This window comes from Xenorhabdus beddingii (genome assembly GCF_002127545.1).
Lineage (GTDB): Bacteria > Pseudomonadota > Gammaproteobacteria > Enterobacterales > Enterobacteriaceae > Xenorhabdus > Xenorhabdus beddingii.
On sequence record NZ_MUBK01000002.1, the window covers coordinates 1 to 18,523 of the forward strand.

At 48.5% G+C, this 18,523-nt stretch carries 15 protein-coding genes; 9 read left to right on the forward strand and 6 right to left on the reverse strand.

Features of this window, described 5'->3' with window-relative positions; all coding sequences use genetic code 11:
- Positions 1-766: MFS transporter (locus Xbed_RS01195; RefSeq protein ID WP_086111131.1), on the reverse strand; the 766-nt coding region annotated here is incomplete at its 3' end.
- Positions 767-888: 122 nt separating this feature from the next.
- Between Xbed_RS01195 and Xbed_RS01200 the strand changes: the two genes are divergently transcribed.
- The gene (locus tag Xbed_RS01200) at positions 889-1,734 is read left to right on the forward strand and encodes a helix-turn-helix domain-containing protein (RefSeq protein ID WP_086111339.1); all 846 of its coding nucleotides are present in this window, start codon (positions 889-891) and stop codon (positions 1,732-1,734) included.
- Between the two features lie 71 nt (positions 1,735-1,805).
- On the opposite strand, the gene Xbed_RS01205 is transcribed toward Xbed_RS01200, so the two are convergent.
- The 5 genes from Xbed_RS01205 to Xbed_RS01225 all read right to left on the reverse strand — a co-directional run bounded on the left by Xbed_RS01205 (position 1,806) and on the right by Xbed_RS01225 (position 7,696).
- A complete protein-coding gene (locus Xbed_RS01205; protein WP_086111132.1) occupies positions 1,806-2,951 on the reverse strand; it encodes an acyl-CoA dehydrogenase family protein in 1,146 nt (381 codons plus the stop codon).
- Positions 2,935-4,542 (reverse strand): amino acid adenylation domain-containing protein, encoded by a 1,608-nt coding sequence (locus Xbed_RS01210; RefSeq protein ID WP_086111133.1) that lies wholly within the window; start codon positions 4,540-4,542, stop codon positions 2,935-2,937. The genes Xbed_RS01205 and Xbed_RS01210 overlap by 17 nt, the downstream gene beginning before the upstream one ends.
- Positions 4,539-4,793, reverse strand: coding sequence for an acyl carrier protein (locus Xbed_RS01215; RefSeq protein ID WP_086111134.1), 255 nt, complete (start codon positions 4,791-4,793; stop codon positions 4,539-4,541). Before Xbed_RS01215 ends, Xbed_RS01210 begins: the two co-directional genes overlap by 4 nt.
- 25 nt (positions 4,794-4,818) lie before the next feature.
- Positions 4,819-5,949, reverse strand: a complete 1,131-nt coding sequence (locus Xbed_RS01220; RefSeq protein WP_086111135.1) for a 3-oxoacyl-ACP synthase III family protein — start codon at positions 5,947-5,949, stop codon at positions 4,819-4,821.
- Between the two features lie 463 nt (positions 5,950-6,412).
- On the reverse strand, positions 6,413-7,696 hold the full coding sequence (locus tag Xbed_RS01225; protein ID WP_086111136.1) for a citrate synthase: 1,284 nt from the start codon (positions 7,694-7,696) through the stop codon (positions 6,413-6,415).
- A 624-nt stretch (positions 7,697-8,320) separates the two neighbouring features.
- Here Xbed_RS01225 and sdhC point away from each other — a divergent pair.
- From sdhC to sucD, 8 genes are all read left to right on the forward strand, one after another.
- The gene (gene sdhC, locus Xbed_RS01230) at positions 8,321-8,710 is read left to right on the forward strand and encodes a succinate dehydrogenase cytochrome b556 subunit (RefSeq protein WP_086111137.1); all 390 of its coding nucleotides are present in this window, start codon (positions 8,321-8,323) and stop codon (positions 8,708-8,710) included.
- Positions 8,704-9,051 (forward strand): succinate dehydrogenase membrane anchor subunit, encoded by a 348-nt coding sequence (sdhD, locus tag Xbed_RS01235; RefSeq protein WP_086111138.1) that lies wholly within the window; start codon positions 8,704-8,706, stop codon positions 9,049-9,051. Before sdhC ends, sdhD begins: the two co-directional genes overlap by 7 nt.
- Positions 9,052-10,818: a succinate dehydrogenase flavoprotein subunit gene (sdhA, locus tag Xbed_RS01240; RefSeq protein WP_086111139.1), complete on the forward strand. Its 1,767-nt coding sequence runs from the start codon at positions 9,052-9,054 to the stop codon at positions 10,816-10,818. It abuts the gene before it with no gap.
- Positions 10,819-10,855: 37 nt separating this feature from the next.
- Positions 10,856-11,572 (forward strand): succinate dehydrogenase iron-sulfur subunit, encoded by a 717-nt coding sequence (locus Xbed_RS01245; protein WP_086111140.1) that lies wholly within the window; start codon positions 10,856-10,858, stop codon positions 11,570-11,572.
- A 332-nt stretch (positions 11,573-11,904) separates the two neighbouring features.
- Positions 11,905-14,712, forward strand: a complete 2,808-nt coding sequence (gene sucA, locus Xbed_RS01250; protein ID WP_086111141.1) for a 2-oxoglutarate dehydrogenase E1 component — start codon at positions 11,905-11,907, stop codon at positions 14,710-14,712.
- A 13-nt stretch (positions 14,713-14,725) separates the two neighbouring features.
- Positions 14,726-15,943, forward strand: coding sequence for a 2-oxoglutarate dehydrogenase complex dihydrolipoyllysine-residue succinyltransferase (gene odhB / locus Xbed_RS01255; RefSeq protein WP_086111142.1), 1,218 nt, complete (start codon positions 14,726-14,728; stop codon positions 15,941-15,943).
- Between the two features lie 238 nt (positions 15,944-16,181).
- Positions 16,182-17,348 carry an ADP-forming succinate--CoA ligase subunit beta gene (gene sucC / locus Xbed_RS01260; protein ID WP_086111143.1) on the forward strand — a complete coding sequence of 389 codons (1,167 nt, stop codon included), beginning with the start codon at positions 16,182-16,184 and terminating at the stop codon, positions 17,346-17,348.
- The gene (gene sucD / locus Xbed_RS01265) at positions 17,348-18,217 is read left to right on the forward strand and encodes a succinate--CoA ligase subunit alpha (RefSeq protein ID WP_086111144.1); all 870 of its coding nucleotides are present in this window, start codon (positions 17,348-17,350) and stop codon (positions 18,215-18,217) included. Before sucC ends, sucD begins: the two co-directional genes overlap by 1 nt.
- The last annotated feature ends 306 nt before the right edge of the window (positions 18,218-18,523 follow it).

Consider the following 18,523-nt stretch of genomic DNA (forward strand, 5'->3'; position numbering starts at 1 on the left):
AACCGACCCCGGCACCGCAAGCCAATAACAGGCCAGTATAACCAAACGTTTCCGGCGTCAATCCAAGTTGTTCAAAACGAAATGGGGCTAATTGGTAATAGCTGAACAGGCAAATATTGAAAAATGCGATCAGAAACGCATTGCGCCAAATCGAAATATCTTTGAGCATCATGATTGCCGTACTGAATAAAGCCACTTTTGCCACGTCGGTGGGGCGTGTTTCTGGCAATCGAATCGTTGCCCAACAGGTCAACATAGCGGCTAAAACAGCCAGTCCGGCAAATACCCCCTTATAGCCCGCAAAAGAGTTCAGCGTTGAGCCGCTGATCATGCCAATGGCAGGGCTGGCGGCTAAGGCCATTCCCAGAATGGAAAAGATACGGGCCAATTCTTCACCACGGTAGGTGTCGCGCATCATGGTTTGTGTACCCACAGAGCCGACCGCAGCTCCGAAAGCGGATAACATTCTGGCAATCAGTAGCAACCAGAATTGTTGGGTCGATAGTGCCAGCAGGGAGGCGAGGCCGTAGAGTGACAGGCCGGCAATCATGGTCGGGCGTCTGCCAATCACATCACACAGGCGTCCCCATACCACCACACCGAGGGCGAAGGCAAAAAAATAGAGTGATAGTGTTTGGGCCGCCTGTGCTGAACTGACAGAAAACCCATGGGCGATATTGGGTAATGCAGGACTATAGATAGTTTCCACTATTTGCGGGAACATCATCAATGCGATGGCTAGCCAAAGCGAGGGTTTGGTGTGCATGGTTTTTTCTGCTAAGAATCAGTGGGTGATGGTTTGTCAGGTTAGCATTCTGCTTGATGTCTATTTATAATAATAAAGACAGTTTATTTATATCATCGGACATTGAAGGTGTAGGAATTGACATGGCGTGGCTGCAACAGAGTGATTATTTTGATCCGGATGTTTTGAATATGGATGGTTTTAATATGGATGGTTTGAATGCGCCGGTAATAGGCATTGCGGCAGAGATGGGGCAACATGATTCTGGCTTCCATCAGCATGATAGGGGGCAATTGTTGTTTACTCAGCGAGGCTGTATCAAGATTACGCTGACAAATCAGATCTCCGTCTTGCCGCCAAGCAGAGTGGCATGGATACCGCCCAAGACACGGCATCGGGCGGAAATGCGCGGTTCTGTCGGGTATCGTTCTATTTATCTGGATACTTTTTTCCTGACGGGTTTTTTCCTAAATGCTTCTTACCTGAATACCTCTGAAACAGCATTCATTTCAACCCACAGTGAAATATGGGAAGCCACGCCATTATTACAGGCGATTCTGGAGCGGATTGCGGTTTCTCCTTTCGATTCTGATTGGTGTCAAGGCAGGGGAGCCAATCTGCTGAGGGTATTTTTTGATGAACTCCGTGAGGCACGCAGGGAACCCACTTTGTTACCTTGGCCTTTGGATCGGCGTTTGGCACGTTTATCATTTGAACAATTGCCGCCACCATTACACACGCTGACGACTTATATTGGTGCCAGCGAGAAAACCATCACGCGGATTTTCCAGCGTGAAACCGGCATGAATTACCAGCAGTGGCGGCAACAATGGCGATTGGTCAAGGCAATAGAGTTGCTGGCCCAGAACAAAACCTTGTCTTATGTTGCCCAGGAACTGGGTTTTGCCAGTGATAGTGCATTTGTGACGTTTTTTCGTAAGGCGATGGGAAGACCTCCAAGAGAATATATGGCTGGCTCAGAGAAATGAAAAAAGATCAGGATAAATTACCCTGATCTTTTGAGTAATATCTCGGTTTTTTGCTGTGGTAGCGTGCCGATTTACAATCCGAGTTCACTGGCGATGATGTTACGCTGAATGTCGGATGTGCCTGAATAAATGATTGATGCAATGGAATTGCGCAGCTCCCTCTCCGTGGGGCTTTCGGCCAGGTAGCCTTGTGCCCCATGGATCCGCAGTGCATCTAACGAGAACTTCGTGTAGGTCTCGGAGACGAATAGTTTCGCACAGGCAGCTTCCAACATCGCATCTTTGCCGGCGTCCTTAAGTCGTCCGACCCGGTAGACGAGTTCGCGTGCGGCATCCAGGCTGACTTTCATGTCCGCGATGCGATGGGAGATGGCCTGATTCTTGCCGATGGGTTGGCCGAACTGGCGGCGTGTACGCGCGCGTGCAATACAGGCTTCAAGGTTACGGCGCATCGATCCCAAGGTAGTGGCAAGAATGCATCCCCGTTCGTGTTCCATGGCACTTTCGAAGATTTTGACCCCCCGTCCTTCTTTACCCAATATTGCATCGGCCGGGACACGGCAGTCCTTGAGCGTGATCCGACCCATTTGGGCGGTACGCATCCCCATTTTCTCCATGGGCGAACTTAATTCCATGCCTGGGTTCGTTGACTCGACCAGAAAAGCTGTCACGCCAAGTGGACCCAGTGTAGGGTCGATCGTGGCGTAGATGACACAAAGATCGGCGATGGGGGCATTCGTGATGTACATCTTCGAACCGTTGAGGATATAGCTGTCGCCATCCCGCACTGCATGGGTGCGCATGGAGAACACGTCTGACCCGGCTTCTTCTTCCGTCGAGCCATTGGCTCCAATCAGTGAGCCGTCCATCAGACCGGGTAAAAAGCGTAAACGTTGTGCCGGTGTACCGTGGATGGCCAGAGGCATGGCAACGGTCCACAGGTGGGCGTTGAGTGAAAACAACAGGCCCAGATCCTCGCAACCATACCCCAGCCCCTCCATGACCGCGAGAAGGTCGGACAGTGGTGCGCCAGCGCCGCCGAGGTCTTTGGGGATGGCCATGCTGATGAGTCCAAATTTGGCGCATCTCTGCCAGCCGTCCCGATGGAAAGTACCGGCATGGTCGGAGGCTGCTATATCTGTGCTTAGCTGGTCGCGGGCAAAATGCGCAGCATTATCGCGCAGCGATATCCGTTGTTCATCAATTTGGTTTGGCATGGCATTGGTGCTCCAGAAGCTGATAGTTGGTCTTGCCTGTCGAGGTGCGGGGAAGATCAGGCAGGTAGCTGAAATGGTCGGGAACCATGTAGCGTGCAAGCCGTTCGTAACAGAACCTACTCAGATCCATTGGGGAGATCAAGGAATCGCAAGCGACGAGAAATGCGGTGATGGTGGTATTTCCGTCGTTCTCAGAACTGACTACCGCGCAGGTCGTGAGTTCGGGATGAGCCATCAAACATGATTCAATCTCGTCCAACTCTATCCGGTATCCCTGACGTTTGATCATGCGATCAAGCCGTCCCATGAAGATGTAGCCCTCAGGCGAGGAGCGAACCCTATCTCCGGTGTTATACCAACGTTTGTTGTCCAGGTGGAAGATGCGCTGAGTCGTTTTCTCGGGCGCATTCCAATAACCCGTAAAGACAGAAGGCCCTGCGACGCACAGCAAGCCAGGTTCGCCGTCGGGTACGGGCTGTAGATGCTCATCGACGACGATAGTTTCACAGTGATCACAGGGGTGACCTATCGACAAGGGTTCGATCCGGTTTATTGGCATGAACGCGGGCACTTGGTAAACAGTGCATACGTTGGTTTCTGTGGGACCGTACAGGTTGTAGTAGGTTGGTTCAGGCCACAGGTGCATCAGTTTGCGCAACTTAGTGACCGGAAAAACTTCTCCCGCGAAGAGTACGAGTCTCAGCCGGTTATGGGTAGGGCTGCCTGCTTTGTGTTGTTCGGCCAACATTCCCAGAATGGCAGGGGCTGAGTACCAGACCGTGATCTCCCGGTTGGATATGAATGTGGCAAGATGCCGTGGACTCGCGGCAAGATCGGCGTCAATGAGGTGAATGCACGCGCCATTCTTCACCGAGACATAGATATCGAAGATCGATAGGTCGAAATGGAATGGGGCGTGGCTGGATACCTGATCTTCTTCTGTCACATTGAAAAGGGCGGAAGCCCATTCGACGAAGCTAACCGCGTTGCGGTGGCTTATCGCGACGCCTTTTGGTGTCCCGGAAGAACCGGATGTGTACAGGATGTACGCGAGCCGATCCGCATCCGGCATACTGCGTGGATATGAAGAGTCGGGCTTTTCCCCGTGCCGTATGTCCAGCGTTTGCCGTTCCTCACGTGTGCCGTTCAGCTCCTTGTGATGTGGCTGCATGACAACGACGCGAGATCCGAGTTCGGGGGCGGCTTGTATCAGATGTGACGCAGATTCAGGATCGGTAAAAATGATTCGAACATCGCAATCTCTGAATACAGTTGATGCCCGTAAACCTGAACTATTTACATCCGTAGGCACGTATGTTGCGCCCAGACGGAGTATGCCAAAAATAGCCGCGAGGGTGCGGGAACTTTTGTGCATGAAAAGCCCCACCCGATCACCGGCGACAACCCCCTTCCGATGGAGAAAAGCGGCAACGTTATCTGCCGCAGAGGAAAGTTCTGCGTAACTTATTGCTGAACCATCAGAATCAACGACAGCTCGGGCACCAGGGTTTCGTGCTGTGGTGTTGTCTAAGTATTTCGCCAAGTCCATCAAAGGCTCAAGTTGTTCCGACAAGACAGTTTCGGTTGTCATTTTTCAACTCCTGACAACTTCTCATTAACATAAAGTGCGATCTCGCGGATAGTTGTGAAGCGTGTCCTTGGATCACTGACACCGACTATGATGTTGAATTCATCCTCGATAAATGAAACCAGACGCATGGTCGCCAACGATGAAAGAATGCCTGATTCGCCCAGATTCAGGTCATCAGAAATATCAGAGTCATCTCCTTTCAGGATATTGTCGATCACAAAAGCACGAATTTTAATCAAGGTGTTAGACATGGTGTTTTCCTCTAATGGCAATGGATTATGAATGTTCACTTGGACTTGTCGGATTGATGACAGAGGCTGCTTTGGGGGGGGCGGCCAGAATGACGTTTGGCCAGCGGAATATGGCTGCAGAGGCTTCAGCCTGACCACCAAATCCGTACATCAGCACGTTGTCGCCGAATTTAATGCGACCCTCAGCCGCTGCGGTATAGGCGTTGAACGGCACCAGTACCGGCCCTATATTGGCAACTTGCGGAAAAGTATTCACGACACGGCTAGGCTCGATACCCAACACATTGGCGGAGAATTCTGCATGCCAAGCGGTCGGCGTGTTCACCACAACGAAGTCAATATCTTTCAATTCCAGCCCGGCTTTCGCCAGTGCGCCTTCAACCGTCTGTAAGAGGTAGGGTTCAGCCGTGGCACGCAGCACGTGGGAGATGGAGGGATCTACGCGCAAACGAATCTTCTGCCCTGCGAGTGTGGTTCCCGCAGTGTCCTCGACCGCATCCAGCAGCCAAGTCCCACAGGTCTTGCCGGTGTGTAAAGACTCAGCGCCCAATAAACCAAATCCATCCTCTACTGGCCCGACCAGAAATGCCGCTGAAGCATCCCCGCACAGCCGCAGAGTGACATCGTCCGCTTCGATTGCACGTGATAGCCTAGATGTTGTCACAACCAGAATGCGTTCTTTCAGTCCTGCCTGCACCCAGGCGCATGCTGTTAATAACCCCGACATGGACCCACCACAGGTGGCTTCCACGTTGAACGCTCCGCCCCCGGTTCCCAGTGCCTGCGCAAGATACCCTGCGTCACCCGAACCGATTCGATCGGGGAACATCGACACCGCAATCAGGCAATCCACCTCATTGGGTGAAATACCCGCCGCATCCAATACACGACGTGCGGCTTCAACCCCGAGTTCTACACTTCCCTCAGCATTTGTCACGACACGGCGCTCAACGCTGCCGAAAAAAGGATCTTCCAGATAACGTTCCATCGCGGCATCGTATGGGTTGACTTTCCGACGCTTGGATGAACTATCCGAGGCTGATGCCATGGCTGGCGGCTTGTTCTCCTGTGGTGGAACTTCTCCACCCCACCAAGCATTTGTACGTACTCCATCAGGTAAATACACAGCTAACGCTTGAATTCCTGCTGATCGCATATAATCTCCCAAAAGAATTTAAGGGCAAAGTTAACCAGAGCTCTGTTTAAATTAATTTGAACACCAAGGTTCTGGTAGAAAAATGGATTCGGCGTCAAAATCGATAACGATATCAATATCAACACCGGGAGGCATTGTGAGCATTAGGTGCGTATGACGGCAATAAAAATCTGCCAGAATAGACCTTTCTTTATTATTAAGGGAGTGTCTAAATATGTATAAATTTACGTTTATTTTAAGTGGGTGAATTTATCTATGTTATTGATAGTAAAATGTATTTATATTTACTGGTTGTAGGGTAATTATATGTGAATAGACACCTTGTTATATTTTTTTCGTTATTAAAGTAATGATTTATATTAATCAAAAAAAACTACACCTCTAATAGTCAGAATAAAAACCGACTTTAGAGGTGCAGAAATGTATTATTCAGAATGTGAATAGTGTTATTGACGTGACTAAGTCATTTTTTTAACCGGCTCTCGAAATCACGTTGGCTATGACCTGTGTAAAGCTGGCGTGGACGTGCGATCCTCAGACCTTCATCATGCATTTCATTCCAGTGAGCAATCCAGCCGATAGTACGGGCAATGGCGAAAATCACAGTGAACATGGTTGATGGGATCCCCATGGCTTTCAAAATGATGCCAGAATAGAAATCGACGTTTGGATACAGTTTTTTCTCAATGAAGTACGGGTCGTTCAGGGCAATACGCTCTAATTCCATCGCGACTTCCAGCAGGCTGTCATTCAGGCCCAGTTCATTCAGCACTTCGTGGCAGGTTTCACGCATCACTGTCGCACGGGGATCGTAGTTTTTGTAAACCCGGTGTCCAAAACCCATCAGGCGGAAAGAGTCATTCTTATCTTTGGCGCGGGCAATGAATTCAGGGATGTGATCGACCGTTTGGATCTCTTCCAGCATGCGCAAACAGGCTTCGTTGGCTCCGCCATGTGCTGGCCCCCATAGGGATGCAATCCCTGCGGCGATACAGGCAAATGGATTGGCACCAGAAGAACCTGCGGTACGTACTGTTGACGTTGAGGCATTTTGTTCATGATCCGCATGCAGAATGAAAATGCGATCCATGGCGCGTTCCAGTACAGGGTTAACCTTATATTCTTCACAAGGTGTTGAGAACATCATGTGCAGGAAGTTGGCTGCATAGGAAAGATCGTTACGTGGATAGACGAAAGGCTGCCCAAGGGAATATTTGTAACACATTGCCGCGACCGTTGGCATTTTGGACAGCAGGCGGTAAGCCGTGATTTCACGGTGGCGAGGATTATGGACATCCAGTGCATCATGATAGAAAGCGGCCAGTGCACCCGTCACGCCACAAAGTACAGCCATTGGGTGGGAATCACGACGGAAACCGTGGAACAGGCGGGTAATCTGTTCGTGGACCATCGTATGGCGAGTCACCGTCGTTTTGAATTTTTCGTATTCTTCGGGGGTAGGGGGTTCGCCGTACAGCAAAATATAACAGACTTCCAGATAGGTTGATTCCGTTGCGAGCTGATCGATAGGAAAACCACGGTGCAGCAAAATGCCTTCATCGCCATCAATATAGGTGATTTTCGACTCACAGGAGGCAGTGGAAGTAAAGCCAGGATCGTAGGTATAGAAGCCTTTTGAGCCGAGGGTACGAACGTCAATCACTTCAGAACCTAGGGTCGGCGTTAGTACGTCTAGTTCGATAGCAGCTGAACCATTTATGTTCAACGTAGCCTTTTTATCAGCCATTTACATCTCCTTAGCGCTTATTTTTGTAACCTCCTAACAACCAGATAGGCGCAATTTATACTGTGCCGAAGGCATTGTGCTACCGGAGAGAGTTTAAAATCAGGCTGGTATCACATTATAACGCTGAAATCTCATTACGGACGACAATGGTTTTCAGGTTGTTAAAAAGTTTCCGGGAATTATGTTTAAAGTATTATCGACAATAAATGTTACCATTTTGTGCTTATACGATACTTTTACATAACTTCTGCTTTTCGTTAAGTCTATTTTTTCATCGGAAAACGATGATAGATAATATATAACGACATATATGTAAGGTAAATGTTTAATTATTGTCAAACAAGATAATGGTTTTTATGATAAATGTTTGAAGCGTGATCTTTCTCACTGTTCAAGCTAAATGTTAACAATCATATTGTGTGGCAATTGTAATAACAATGTGAAGTACTTATACTTCCGTAAGGTCTCCGGATTACCCTGATGTAGGAGCACCCAGCGTAACCAAATCACAACTTTTGATAAACATGTAAGGATTGTTAATTTAATTATGTTGTGTCTTTGTATCCCCTTAGCGCTGTCTGATTCCTGCCCAGGCCCGGAGGATGGAAAATAAAAAAAAGCTTTGTGGGCAAAATTGTGAAAAAACAAAGACCTGTCAACCTTGATCTGCGGACGATTAACCAACCCGTCTCCGCGATAGCATCGATCTTGCACCGTATCTCAGGCGTCATCACCTTTATCGCAGTGGGCATTTTGCTGTGGTTGTTGGGTATGTCACTGTCTTCGCAGGAGGGCTTCCTACAAGTATCTGAAATCATGACTGGCTTCTTCGCCAAATTTATCCTGTGGGGGATATTGACGGCGCTGGCTTACCACATTTGTGGGGGTATTCGCCATGTATTGATGGATTTTGGTTTCTTGGAAGAAAATCTCGCTACCGGTAGTGCGTCTGCCAAAGTGGCAATAGTGATCGCCGTTATTCTGTCTATTCTGGCTGGGGTATTATTATGGTAAGCAACGCATCCGCATTGGGTCGTACAGGTATTCAGGATTGGCTGCTGCTGCGGGCATCTGCAATTATTATTGTTTTGTACGTCCTCTATCTCGTTGGTTTCGTCGCAACAACGTCGGATATTACCTATGAAGTCTGGCGCGGTTTCTTCTCCTCATCTCTCACTAAAGTGTTCACGGTATTGGCACTGCTTTCCATTCTGGTTCATGCATGGATTGGTATGTGGCAGGTATTGACAGATTATGTCAAACCACTCGCACTGCGTCTGGTGCTGCAACTGGTGATTATTGTGGCGCTGCTGTCTTATTTAATTTACGGAACAATTGTTGTGTGGGGTGCATAAATGAAACTGCCAGTCAGAGAGTTTGACGCTGTTGTTATTGGTGCGGGTGGCGCAGGTATGCGCGCTGCACTGCAAATTTCACAAATGGGTTTATCCTGTGCCTTGATTTCCAAGGTATTTCCGACTCGTTCTCATACTGTTTCAGCGCAGGGCGGGATTACCGTTGCTTTGGGCAATACCCATGACGATGACTGGGAATGGCACATGTATGATACGGTAAAAGGTTCCGATTATATCGGTGATCAGGATGCCATCGAATACATGTGTAAAACTGGTCCGGAAGCCATTCTGGAGCTGGAACATATGGGGCTGCCATTTTCCCGTCTGGATAATGGCCGTATTTATCAGCGTCCATTTGGTGGACAATCCAAAAATTTTGGTGGCGAACAGGCTGCCCGCACTGCCGCCGCCGCTGACCGTACAGGTCACGCTCTGTTGCATACCCTGTACCAGCAGAATTTAAAGAATCACACGACTATTTTCTCTGAATGGTATTCGCTGGATCTGGTTAAAAATCAGGATGGCGCAATTGTTGGTTGTACCGCTATCTGTATTGAAACCGGTGAAGTGGTTTATTTCAAATCCAAGGCAACCATTCTGGCAACCGGTGGTGCTGGTCGTATTTACCAATCCACAACCAATGCGCATATCAATACGGGTGATGGTGTTGGTATGGCGCTGCGTGCCGGTGTCCCTGTTCAGGATATGGAAATGTGGCAATTCCACCCAACCGGTATCGCCGGTGCGGGTGTTCTGGTCACAGAAGGCTGCCGTGGTGAAGGTGGTTACCTGCTGAATAAAGAGGGTGAGCGCTTTATGGAGCGTTATGCACCAAATGCCAAAGACCTTGCCGGCCGTGACGTAGTTGCACGTTCCATCATGATTGAAATCCGTGAAGGCCGTGGTTGTGATGGCCCATGGGGACCTCATGCGAAATTGAAACTGGATCATCTGGGCAAGGATGTATTGGAATCCCGTTTGCCGGGTATCCTCGAATTATCCCGGACTTTCGCTCACGTAGATCCGGTGAAAGAACCGATCCCCGTTATTCCGACCTGCCATTATATGATGGGGGGGATTCCAACCAAGATCACGGGTCAGGCATTGACAGTCAACGAAAAAGGCGAAGATGTGGTGATTCCGGGTCTGTTTGCCGTGGGTGAAATTGCCTGTGTATCCGTTCACGGGGCAAACCGTCTCGGTGGTAACTCACTGCTGGATCTGGTGGTATTTGGTCGCTCCGCAGGTCTGCATCTGAAAGAGTGCCTGATGGAACAAGGAACCAGCCGTGATGCCAGCGAATCCGATGTTGATGCTGCACTGCAGCGTCTGAACCGTTGGAACAACACGCGATCCGGTGAAGATCCGGTTGAAATCCGCAAATCTTTGCAATCCTGCATGCAGCACAACTTCTCAGTATTCCGCGAAGGTGATGCGATGGCAAAAGGGCTGGACGAGCTGAAAGTGATCCGTGAACGCCTGAAAAATGCTCGTCTGGATGATACTTCATCAGAATTCAATACTCAGCGCATCGAATGTCTGGAATTGGATAACCTGATGGAAACCGCTTATTCAACGGCGGTTGCGGCGAATTTCCGTACAGAAAGCCGTGGTGCCCACAGCCGTTTTGACTATCCGGACCGTGATGACGCTAACTGGCTGTGTCATAGCTTGTATTTACCGCAAACTGAGAGCATGACTCGTCGCGAAGTGAATATGCAGCCAACGCTGCGTGACGCTTTCCCGCCGAAAGTGCGTTCTTACTGATTGCGTTGCTGATGTTCCAGTTGCGGAGAAATAGATTATGAAACTTGAATTTTCAATTTATCGTTATAATCCAGATGTAGACGATGCGCCTCATATGCAGGACTACTCGCTGGAAGCACCGGAAGGGCGTGACATGATGTTGCTGGATGCGTTAATCCAGCTAAAAGAACAAGATCCCACTCTGGCATTTCGTCGTTCTTGCCGTGAGGGGGTTTGCGGCTCTGATGGCGTGAATATGAATGGCAAAAACGGTTTGGCTTGTGTGACGCCGGTTTCAGCCCTGCGCCGTGGCAATAAGAAAATTGTTATTCGTCCATTGCCCGGTTTGCCTGTTGTTCGTGATCTGGTTGTGGATATGGGGCAATTCTACGCTCAGTATGAAAAGATCCGTCCTTACCTGCTCAATGACGGCAAAAACCCACCCGCGCGTGAGCACCTGCAATCACCAGAACAGCGTGAGAAACTGGATGGCCTGTATGAATGTATTTTGTGTGCCTGCTGCTCGACGTCTTGCCCGTCGTTCTGGTGGAATCCTGATAAATTTATTGGCCCTGCCGGTCTTTTGGCTGCGTACCGTTTTCTGATTGATAGCCGTGATACGGAAACAACTTCACGATTGGACAATCTGAATGACGCATTCAGTGTTTTCCGCTGCCATGGGATCATGAACTGTGTCAACGTATGCCCTAAAGGATTGAATCCGACAAAAGCGATTGGCCATATTAAATCTATGCTGCTGAAACACAGCGCATAAATGGAATCTTGTGCATAAATAGCACATAAATTGCGTGCAAATAGTGCATATAATGTTGCCCTCCACAATTTTGAAAGAAATATCAAATCTGTGGGGGGCATAAAGAATGAAAAATGATAAATTGCCTACTGCAAAAGACGGCCTATGTTCCTAAATAAAGAAACCTTTAAAAACTGAATATCAGTTTTTAAAGGTTCCTTGAAGGGTAGGAAAACCCAAATAGAGAACATGCATTAAGCACGTCCAAATGAACCTTTTATCAACACCGCTAATATAAGCGGAATTTGTTAACCACGGCGAAAACTAAAGCTTTTAAAGCTTAAGGGATCACAATGCAGAACGGCGCAATGAAGGACTGGTTGGACTCAAGCTTTCTGGCTGGTGCAAACCAGTCTTACATAGAGCAAATCTATGAAGACTATATAACCGATCCTAATTCTGTTGATGCAAGTTGGAGAGAAATTTTCCAACAATTACCGGATGCAGGATTTAGCGGGGAACAACTTCACTCACAGACACGAGATTACTTCCGTCGTCTGGCAAAGGATGCCACTCGTTATCACACTTCAGTCAGCGATCCAGCAATGGATGCAAAGCAAGTTAAAGTTTTGCAGCTCATCAACGCATTCCGCTTTCGCGGACACCAGAATGCAAGTCTTGATCCATTGGGATTATGGAAACAGGAACCTGTATCAGATCTCGATCCTGCTTTCCATAATTTAACAAAGGCGGATTTCGAAGAAACGTTTAATGTGGGTTCTTTTGCCATTGGCAAAGAAACCATGAAGCTGGCTGATTTGTATGGCGAGTTGAAGCGCATTTACTGCGGTTCAATTGGTGCGGAATACATGCACATCACCAATACAGAAGAAAAGCGTTGGATCCAGCAACGTCTGGAGTCTGTGGCAGTGGGTTCACAGTTCACGAAGGAAGAAAAGCGTCGCTTCCTGAAGGAATTAACATCAGCGGAAGGTCTGGAACGCTATTTAGGTGCCAAGTTCCCGGGGGCGAAACGTTTCTCCCTCGAAGGTGGCGATGCCCTTATCCCGATGTTGAAAGAGTTGATCCGCCACGCAGGTAAACAGGATACCCGCGAAGTTGTGTTGGGAATGGCTCACCGTGGCCGTCTGAACGTTCTGGTCAACCTGTTGGGTAAAAAACCGGTCGATCTGTTCGACGAGTTTGCGGGCAAACACAAAGAACACCTTGGCACGGGTGATGTGAAATACCATCAAGGTTTCTCTTCCGATTTCGAAACTGAAGGGGGACCGGTGCATCTGGCATTGGCCTTTAACCCATCTCACCTTGAAATTGTCAGCCCTGTTGTGATCGGTTCAGTACGTGCCCGTCGTGATCGTCTTGATGAAGGCCGCAGTAACATGGTTCTGCCTGTCACCATCCACGGTGATGCGGCGGTAACCGGGCAGGGGATTGTTCAGGAAACACTGAACATGTCTCAGGCTCGCGGCTATGAAGTCGGTGGTACTGTTCGCATTGTGGTCAATAACCAGATTGGTTTCACCACGTCTAATCCGAAAGATGCCCGCTCAACACAATACTGTACTGATATTGTGAAAATGGTTCAGGCACCGATCTTCCACGTTAACGCGGATGATCCTGAAGCAGTTGCCTTCGTCACCCGTTTGGCGCTTGATTTCCGCAATACCTTCAAGCGTGACGTGATGATTGATCTGGTTTGCTACCGTCGCCACGGTCATAACGAAGCTGATGAACCCAGTGCAACCCAGCCACTGATGTACCAGAAAATCAAAAAACAGCCAACAGCACGCAAAATCTATGCAGACAAACTGATTGCCGAAGGTTTGTTGGTTGCCAATGAAGTTACCGAAATGGTTAACCTGTATCGTGATGCACTGGATCATGGTGAATGTGTTGTTGATGAATGGCGTCCAATGGGGCTGCATTCATTCACATGGGAGCCATACCTGAACCACGAATGGGATGATGAGTATCCGCATAAAGTGGAGATGAAACGTCTGCAAGATCTCGGTAAGCGCATCAGTACTGTTCCCGCTGAAGTGGAAATGCATTCACGGGTTGCAAAGGTTTATGGCGACCGTGCAGAGATGGCTAACGGCAATAAATTGTTTGACTGGGGTGGTGCGGAAACACTGGCGTATGCGACGCTGGTTGATGAAGGCATTCCTGTGCGCCTCTCCGGTGAAGATGCGGGCCGTGGTACGTTCTTCCATCGCCATGCTGTTATCCACAACCAGACCAATGCGTCTGTTTATGTCCCTTTGGCAAATGTTCACAATAGTCAGGGTCCATTCAAAGTATGGGACTCTGTACTTTCAGAGGAAGCGGTACTGGCCTTTGAATATGGTTATGCAACAACAGAACCTCGCGCCCTAACGATTTGGGAAGCCCAGTTTGGTGACTTTGCTAACGTGGCTCAGGTTGTGATTGACCAGTTCATCAGTTCCGGCGAACAGAAATGGGGCCGTATGTGTGGTCTGGTTATGCTGCTGCCGCACGGTTATGAAGGGCAGGGGCCAGAACACTCATCGGCACGTCTGGAGCGTTATCTGCAACTGTGTGCAGAGCAAAACATGCAGGTTTGCGTACCTTCGACCCCGGCTCAGGTTTATCACATGCTGCGCCGTCAGGCCCTGCGTGGTATGCGTCGTCCGCTCATTGTTATGTCACCTAAATCGCTGCTGCGCCATCCCTTGGCGGTATCTAGTCTGGATGAATTGGCTAACGGTAAATTCGAACCTGTGATGGGTGAAATCGACGCCTTAGATCCAAAAGGTGTTAAACGTGTTGTACTTTGTTCCGGTAAAGTTTATTACGACCTGCTGGAACAGCGTCGTAAGAATGAACAGACCAATGTCGCCATTGTGCGTATTGAACAGCTGTATCCATTCCCACGTCAGCACTTGCAGACTCAGTTTGAACAGTATGCCCATGTGCATGATTTCGTCTGGTGTCAGGAAGAGCCACTGAACCAAGGGGCTTGGTATTGCAGTCAACATAATTTCCGTGAAGCGATCCCATTTGGGGCTTCTTTACGTTATGCAGGTCGTCCAGCATCTGCTTCCCCGGCTGTGGGATATACGTCTGTTCACCAGCAGCAACAGAAAGCACTGGTTGATGACGCATTGAACGTTGAATAAATAAGGATAGAAAATGAGTAGCGTAGAAATTCTGGTTCCAGACCTTCCTGAATCTGTCGCAGATGCCACTGTTGCGACATGGCATAAAAAACCCGGTGATGCCATAGAGCGTGACGAAGTGCTGGTTGAAATCGAAACGGACAAAGTTGTGCTGGAAGTGCCGGCAAGTGAAGCGGGTGTGCTGGAAGCGATTCTGGAAGAAGAAGGAGCCACTGTTCTGTCCAGACAACTGCTCGGTCGTATCCGTCTGGGTGACAGCACCGGCATACCTGCTGACGTAAAAGAAAAAACAGAAGCAACTCCTGCACAGCGCCAGACGGCTTCTTTGGAAGAAGAAAGCAATGATGCATTAAGCCCGGCCGTTCGTCGCCTGATTGCAGAACATGATTTAGATCCTGCTGTCATCAAAGGTAGCGGCGTTGGCGGACGCATTGTGCGTGAAGACGTAGAAAAATACCTTGCTGCAAATAAAAAAGAGAGTGGTAAATCTGCTGCGCCTGCTCCTTCTGCACAGCACTCTTCGTTGCCACATCGCAGTGAAAAACGTGTACCGATGACGCGTCTGCGCAAGCGTGTCGCAGAGCGTCTGCTGGAAGCGAAAAACAATACAGCGATGTTGACGACGTTCAATGAAGTCAACATGAAGCCAATTCAGGAACTGCGCAAGCAGTATGGTGATGTGTTTGAAAAACGTCATGGCGTGCGTTTGGGCTTCATGTCTTTCTATGTGAAAGCGGTAGTTGAAGCACTGAAACGTTATCCAGAAGTTAACGCTTCCATTGATGGTACTGATGTGGTTTACCACAACTATTTTGATATCAGCATTGCCGTCTCTACACCACGCGGTCTGGTGACCCCTGTGTTGCGTGATGCAGATGCACTGAGCATGGCTGATCTTGAGAAAGGCATCAAAGAGCTGGCTATCAAAGGCCGCGACGGTAAACTGACCGTTGAAGAACTCACTGGCGGTAACTTCACCATTACTAATGGCGGTGTTTTCGGCTCCTTGATGTCCACCCCGATCATTAACCCACCACAAAGTGCGATCCTTGGCATGCATGCCATCAAAGATCGTCCAATGGCAGTTAATGGTCAGGTTGAGATCCTCCCAATGATGTATCTGGCGCTCTCCTATGACCACCGTCTGATCGACGGTCGTGAATCGGTGGGCTTTCTGGTGACCATCAAAGAAATGCTGGAAGATCCAACACGTTTGCTGCTGGATGTATAGCATCACTATACCCAAAATAGTTCGAGTTGCATCGCGGCGGTGAGTGAGCGTAGCCAACAAAGAGGCAATTTGAAGTATGACGGGTATATCGGCGGAGCGTGTTGAACTCCGCCAGTCTGAAGTAGTACGACGTTGATGTAAAAATGTATATGCAGGCCAGCCTTCGGGCTGGTCATATCCAGAGCAACAAAATAGAAGGTAATTTACCTTTCTTAAATAAAATTATGGATAGAACATCATGAATTTACACGAGTATCAGGCAAAACAACTTTTTGCACGGTATGGTTTACCAGCACCTGCTGGCTATGCTTGTACCACTCCGCGCGAAGCAGAAGAAGCAGCATCCAAGATTGGTTCAGGCCCTTGGGTCGTTAAATGTCAGGTTCATGCAGGTGGCCGTGGTAAGGCTGGTGGCGTGAAAGTCGTCAACAGTAAGGAAGATATCCGCACTTTTGCTGAACAATGGCTAGGTAAACGACTGGTAACTTATCAGACAGATGCACAGGGACAGCCTGTTCATCAGATTCTGGTGGAAGGGGCAACCGATATTGCCAAAGAGCTGTATCTTGGTGCGGTTGTTGACCGCGGTACACGTCGTGTAGTGTTCATGGCCTCTACTGAAGGTGGCGTCGAAATAGAAAAAGTGGCGGAAGAAACGCCCGAGCTGATTCATAAAGCCATTATCGACCCACTGACTGGCCCTATGCCGTATCAAGGCCGTGAATTGGCGTTCAAACTCGGTTTAACGGGTAAACAAGTGGGTCAATTCAGCAAAATTTTCTTGGGATTGGCAAACTTATTCCTGGAGCGTGATTTGGCTATGGTTGAAATCAACCCGTTAGTTATCACAACCCAAGGTGATCTTATCTGTCTTGATGGGAAACTGGGCGCAGATGGTAACGCCATGTTCCGTCAGGCTGAACTGCGTGAAATGCACGATCCTTCACAGGAAGATCCACGTGAAGCTCAGGCGGCCCAATGGGAACTGAACTATGTTGCGCTGGATGGCAACATTGGTTGCATGGTGAATGGTGCGGGTCTGGCAATGGGAACGATGGACATTGTCAAACTACACGGTGGCGCGCCGGCAAACTTCCTTGATGTGGGGGGTGGCGCGACAAAAGAACGTGTTACTGAAGCATTCAAAATCATCTTGTCAGATGAAAATGTTAAAGCTGTTTTGGTCAATATCTTTGGTGGCATCGTCCGCTGTGATTTGATTGCTGACGGCATTATTGGTGCGGTGGAAGAAGTGGGTGTTCACGTACCGGTAGTTGTTCGTCTGGAAGGAAACAATGCTGAACTGGGCGCTAAAAAACTGGCAGACAGTGGTTTGAACATCATTGCCGCCACGAGTTTGACAGACGCAGCTAAACAGGCAGTCGCAGCAGCGGGGGATAAATAATGTCTATTTTAATCGATAAAAACACCAAAGTGATTTGTCAGGGTTTCACGGGCAGTCAGGGTACATTCCATTCCGAGCAGGCGATGGCTTACGGTACTCAAATGGTTGGCGGTGTAACACCGGGTAAAGGTGGCTCTGAGCATTTGGGACTGCCTGTATTCAATACCGTGCGTGAAGCGGTTGAAGCGACTGGCGCGACCGCATCGGTTATCTATGTTCCTGCCCCTTTCTGCAAAGATTCCATTCTGGAAGCGATTGAAGCAGGCATTAAGTTGATCATTACGATTACAGAAGGCATTCCAACGCTCGATATGCTGACCGTGAAGGTAAAACTGGATCAAGCGGGTGTTCGCATGATTGGCCCTAACTGTCCGGGCGTGATTACACCTGGTGAATGTAAGATCGGTATCATGCCGGGTCATATTCACAAAGCGGGTAAAGTGGGTATTGTATCCCGTTCTGGTACGTTGACTTATGAAGCCGTTAAGCAGACCACGGACGCAGGGTTAGGCCAATCTACCTGTGTGGGTATCGGCGGCGACCCAATCCCCGGCTCAAACTTTATTGACATCCTGAAACTGTTTCAGGCAGACCCACAGACAGAAGCCATTGTGATGATTGGTGAAATCGGTGGAGCAGCAGAAGAAGAAGCGGCAGCTTATATCAAAGATCATGTGACTAAACCTGTCGTTGCTTATATTGCTGGTGTCACTGCGCCTAAAGGTAAGCGTATGGGGCATGCGGGGGCGATTATTGCAGGTGGTAAGGGGACGGCAGATGAAAAGTTTGCTGCGCTGGAAGCCGCAGGTGTTAAGACCGTCCGCAGTCTTGCCGACATTGGCGATGCTGTAAAAGCGTTACTGGTATAATTAGTTAAAAAATAAGCTATTTTTATAGAAAAAGGCTGCCACAAGGCAGCCTTTTGTTTTTATTCATAATATTAACAGTGAGTTAGTCCATTTATAAGGTGGATTATTTTTCAATTTAATTTAACTGGATTTGGGGAGATCTATTTATTGGATTAATTTAATTTAAATTATTGAAAAAATATATTCATTAAAGAATGAAAAGGAAAAGTTAATTTTCTAATGCTTTTTACAGCAAAAAAGAAATTACAGCCCATTGGAAATAACAATCTATTAACACGCAGTAAACTAGAATGAAATAATAGCTGT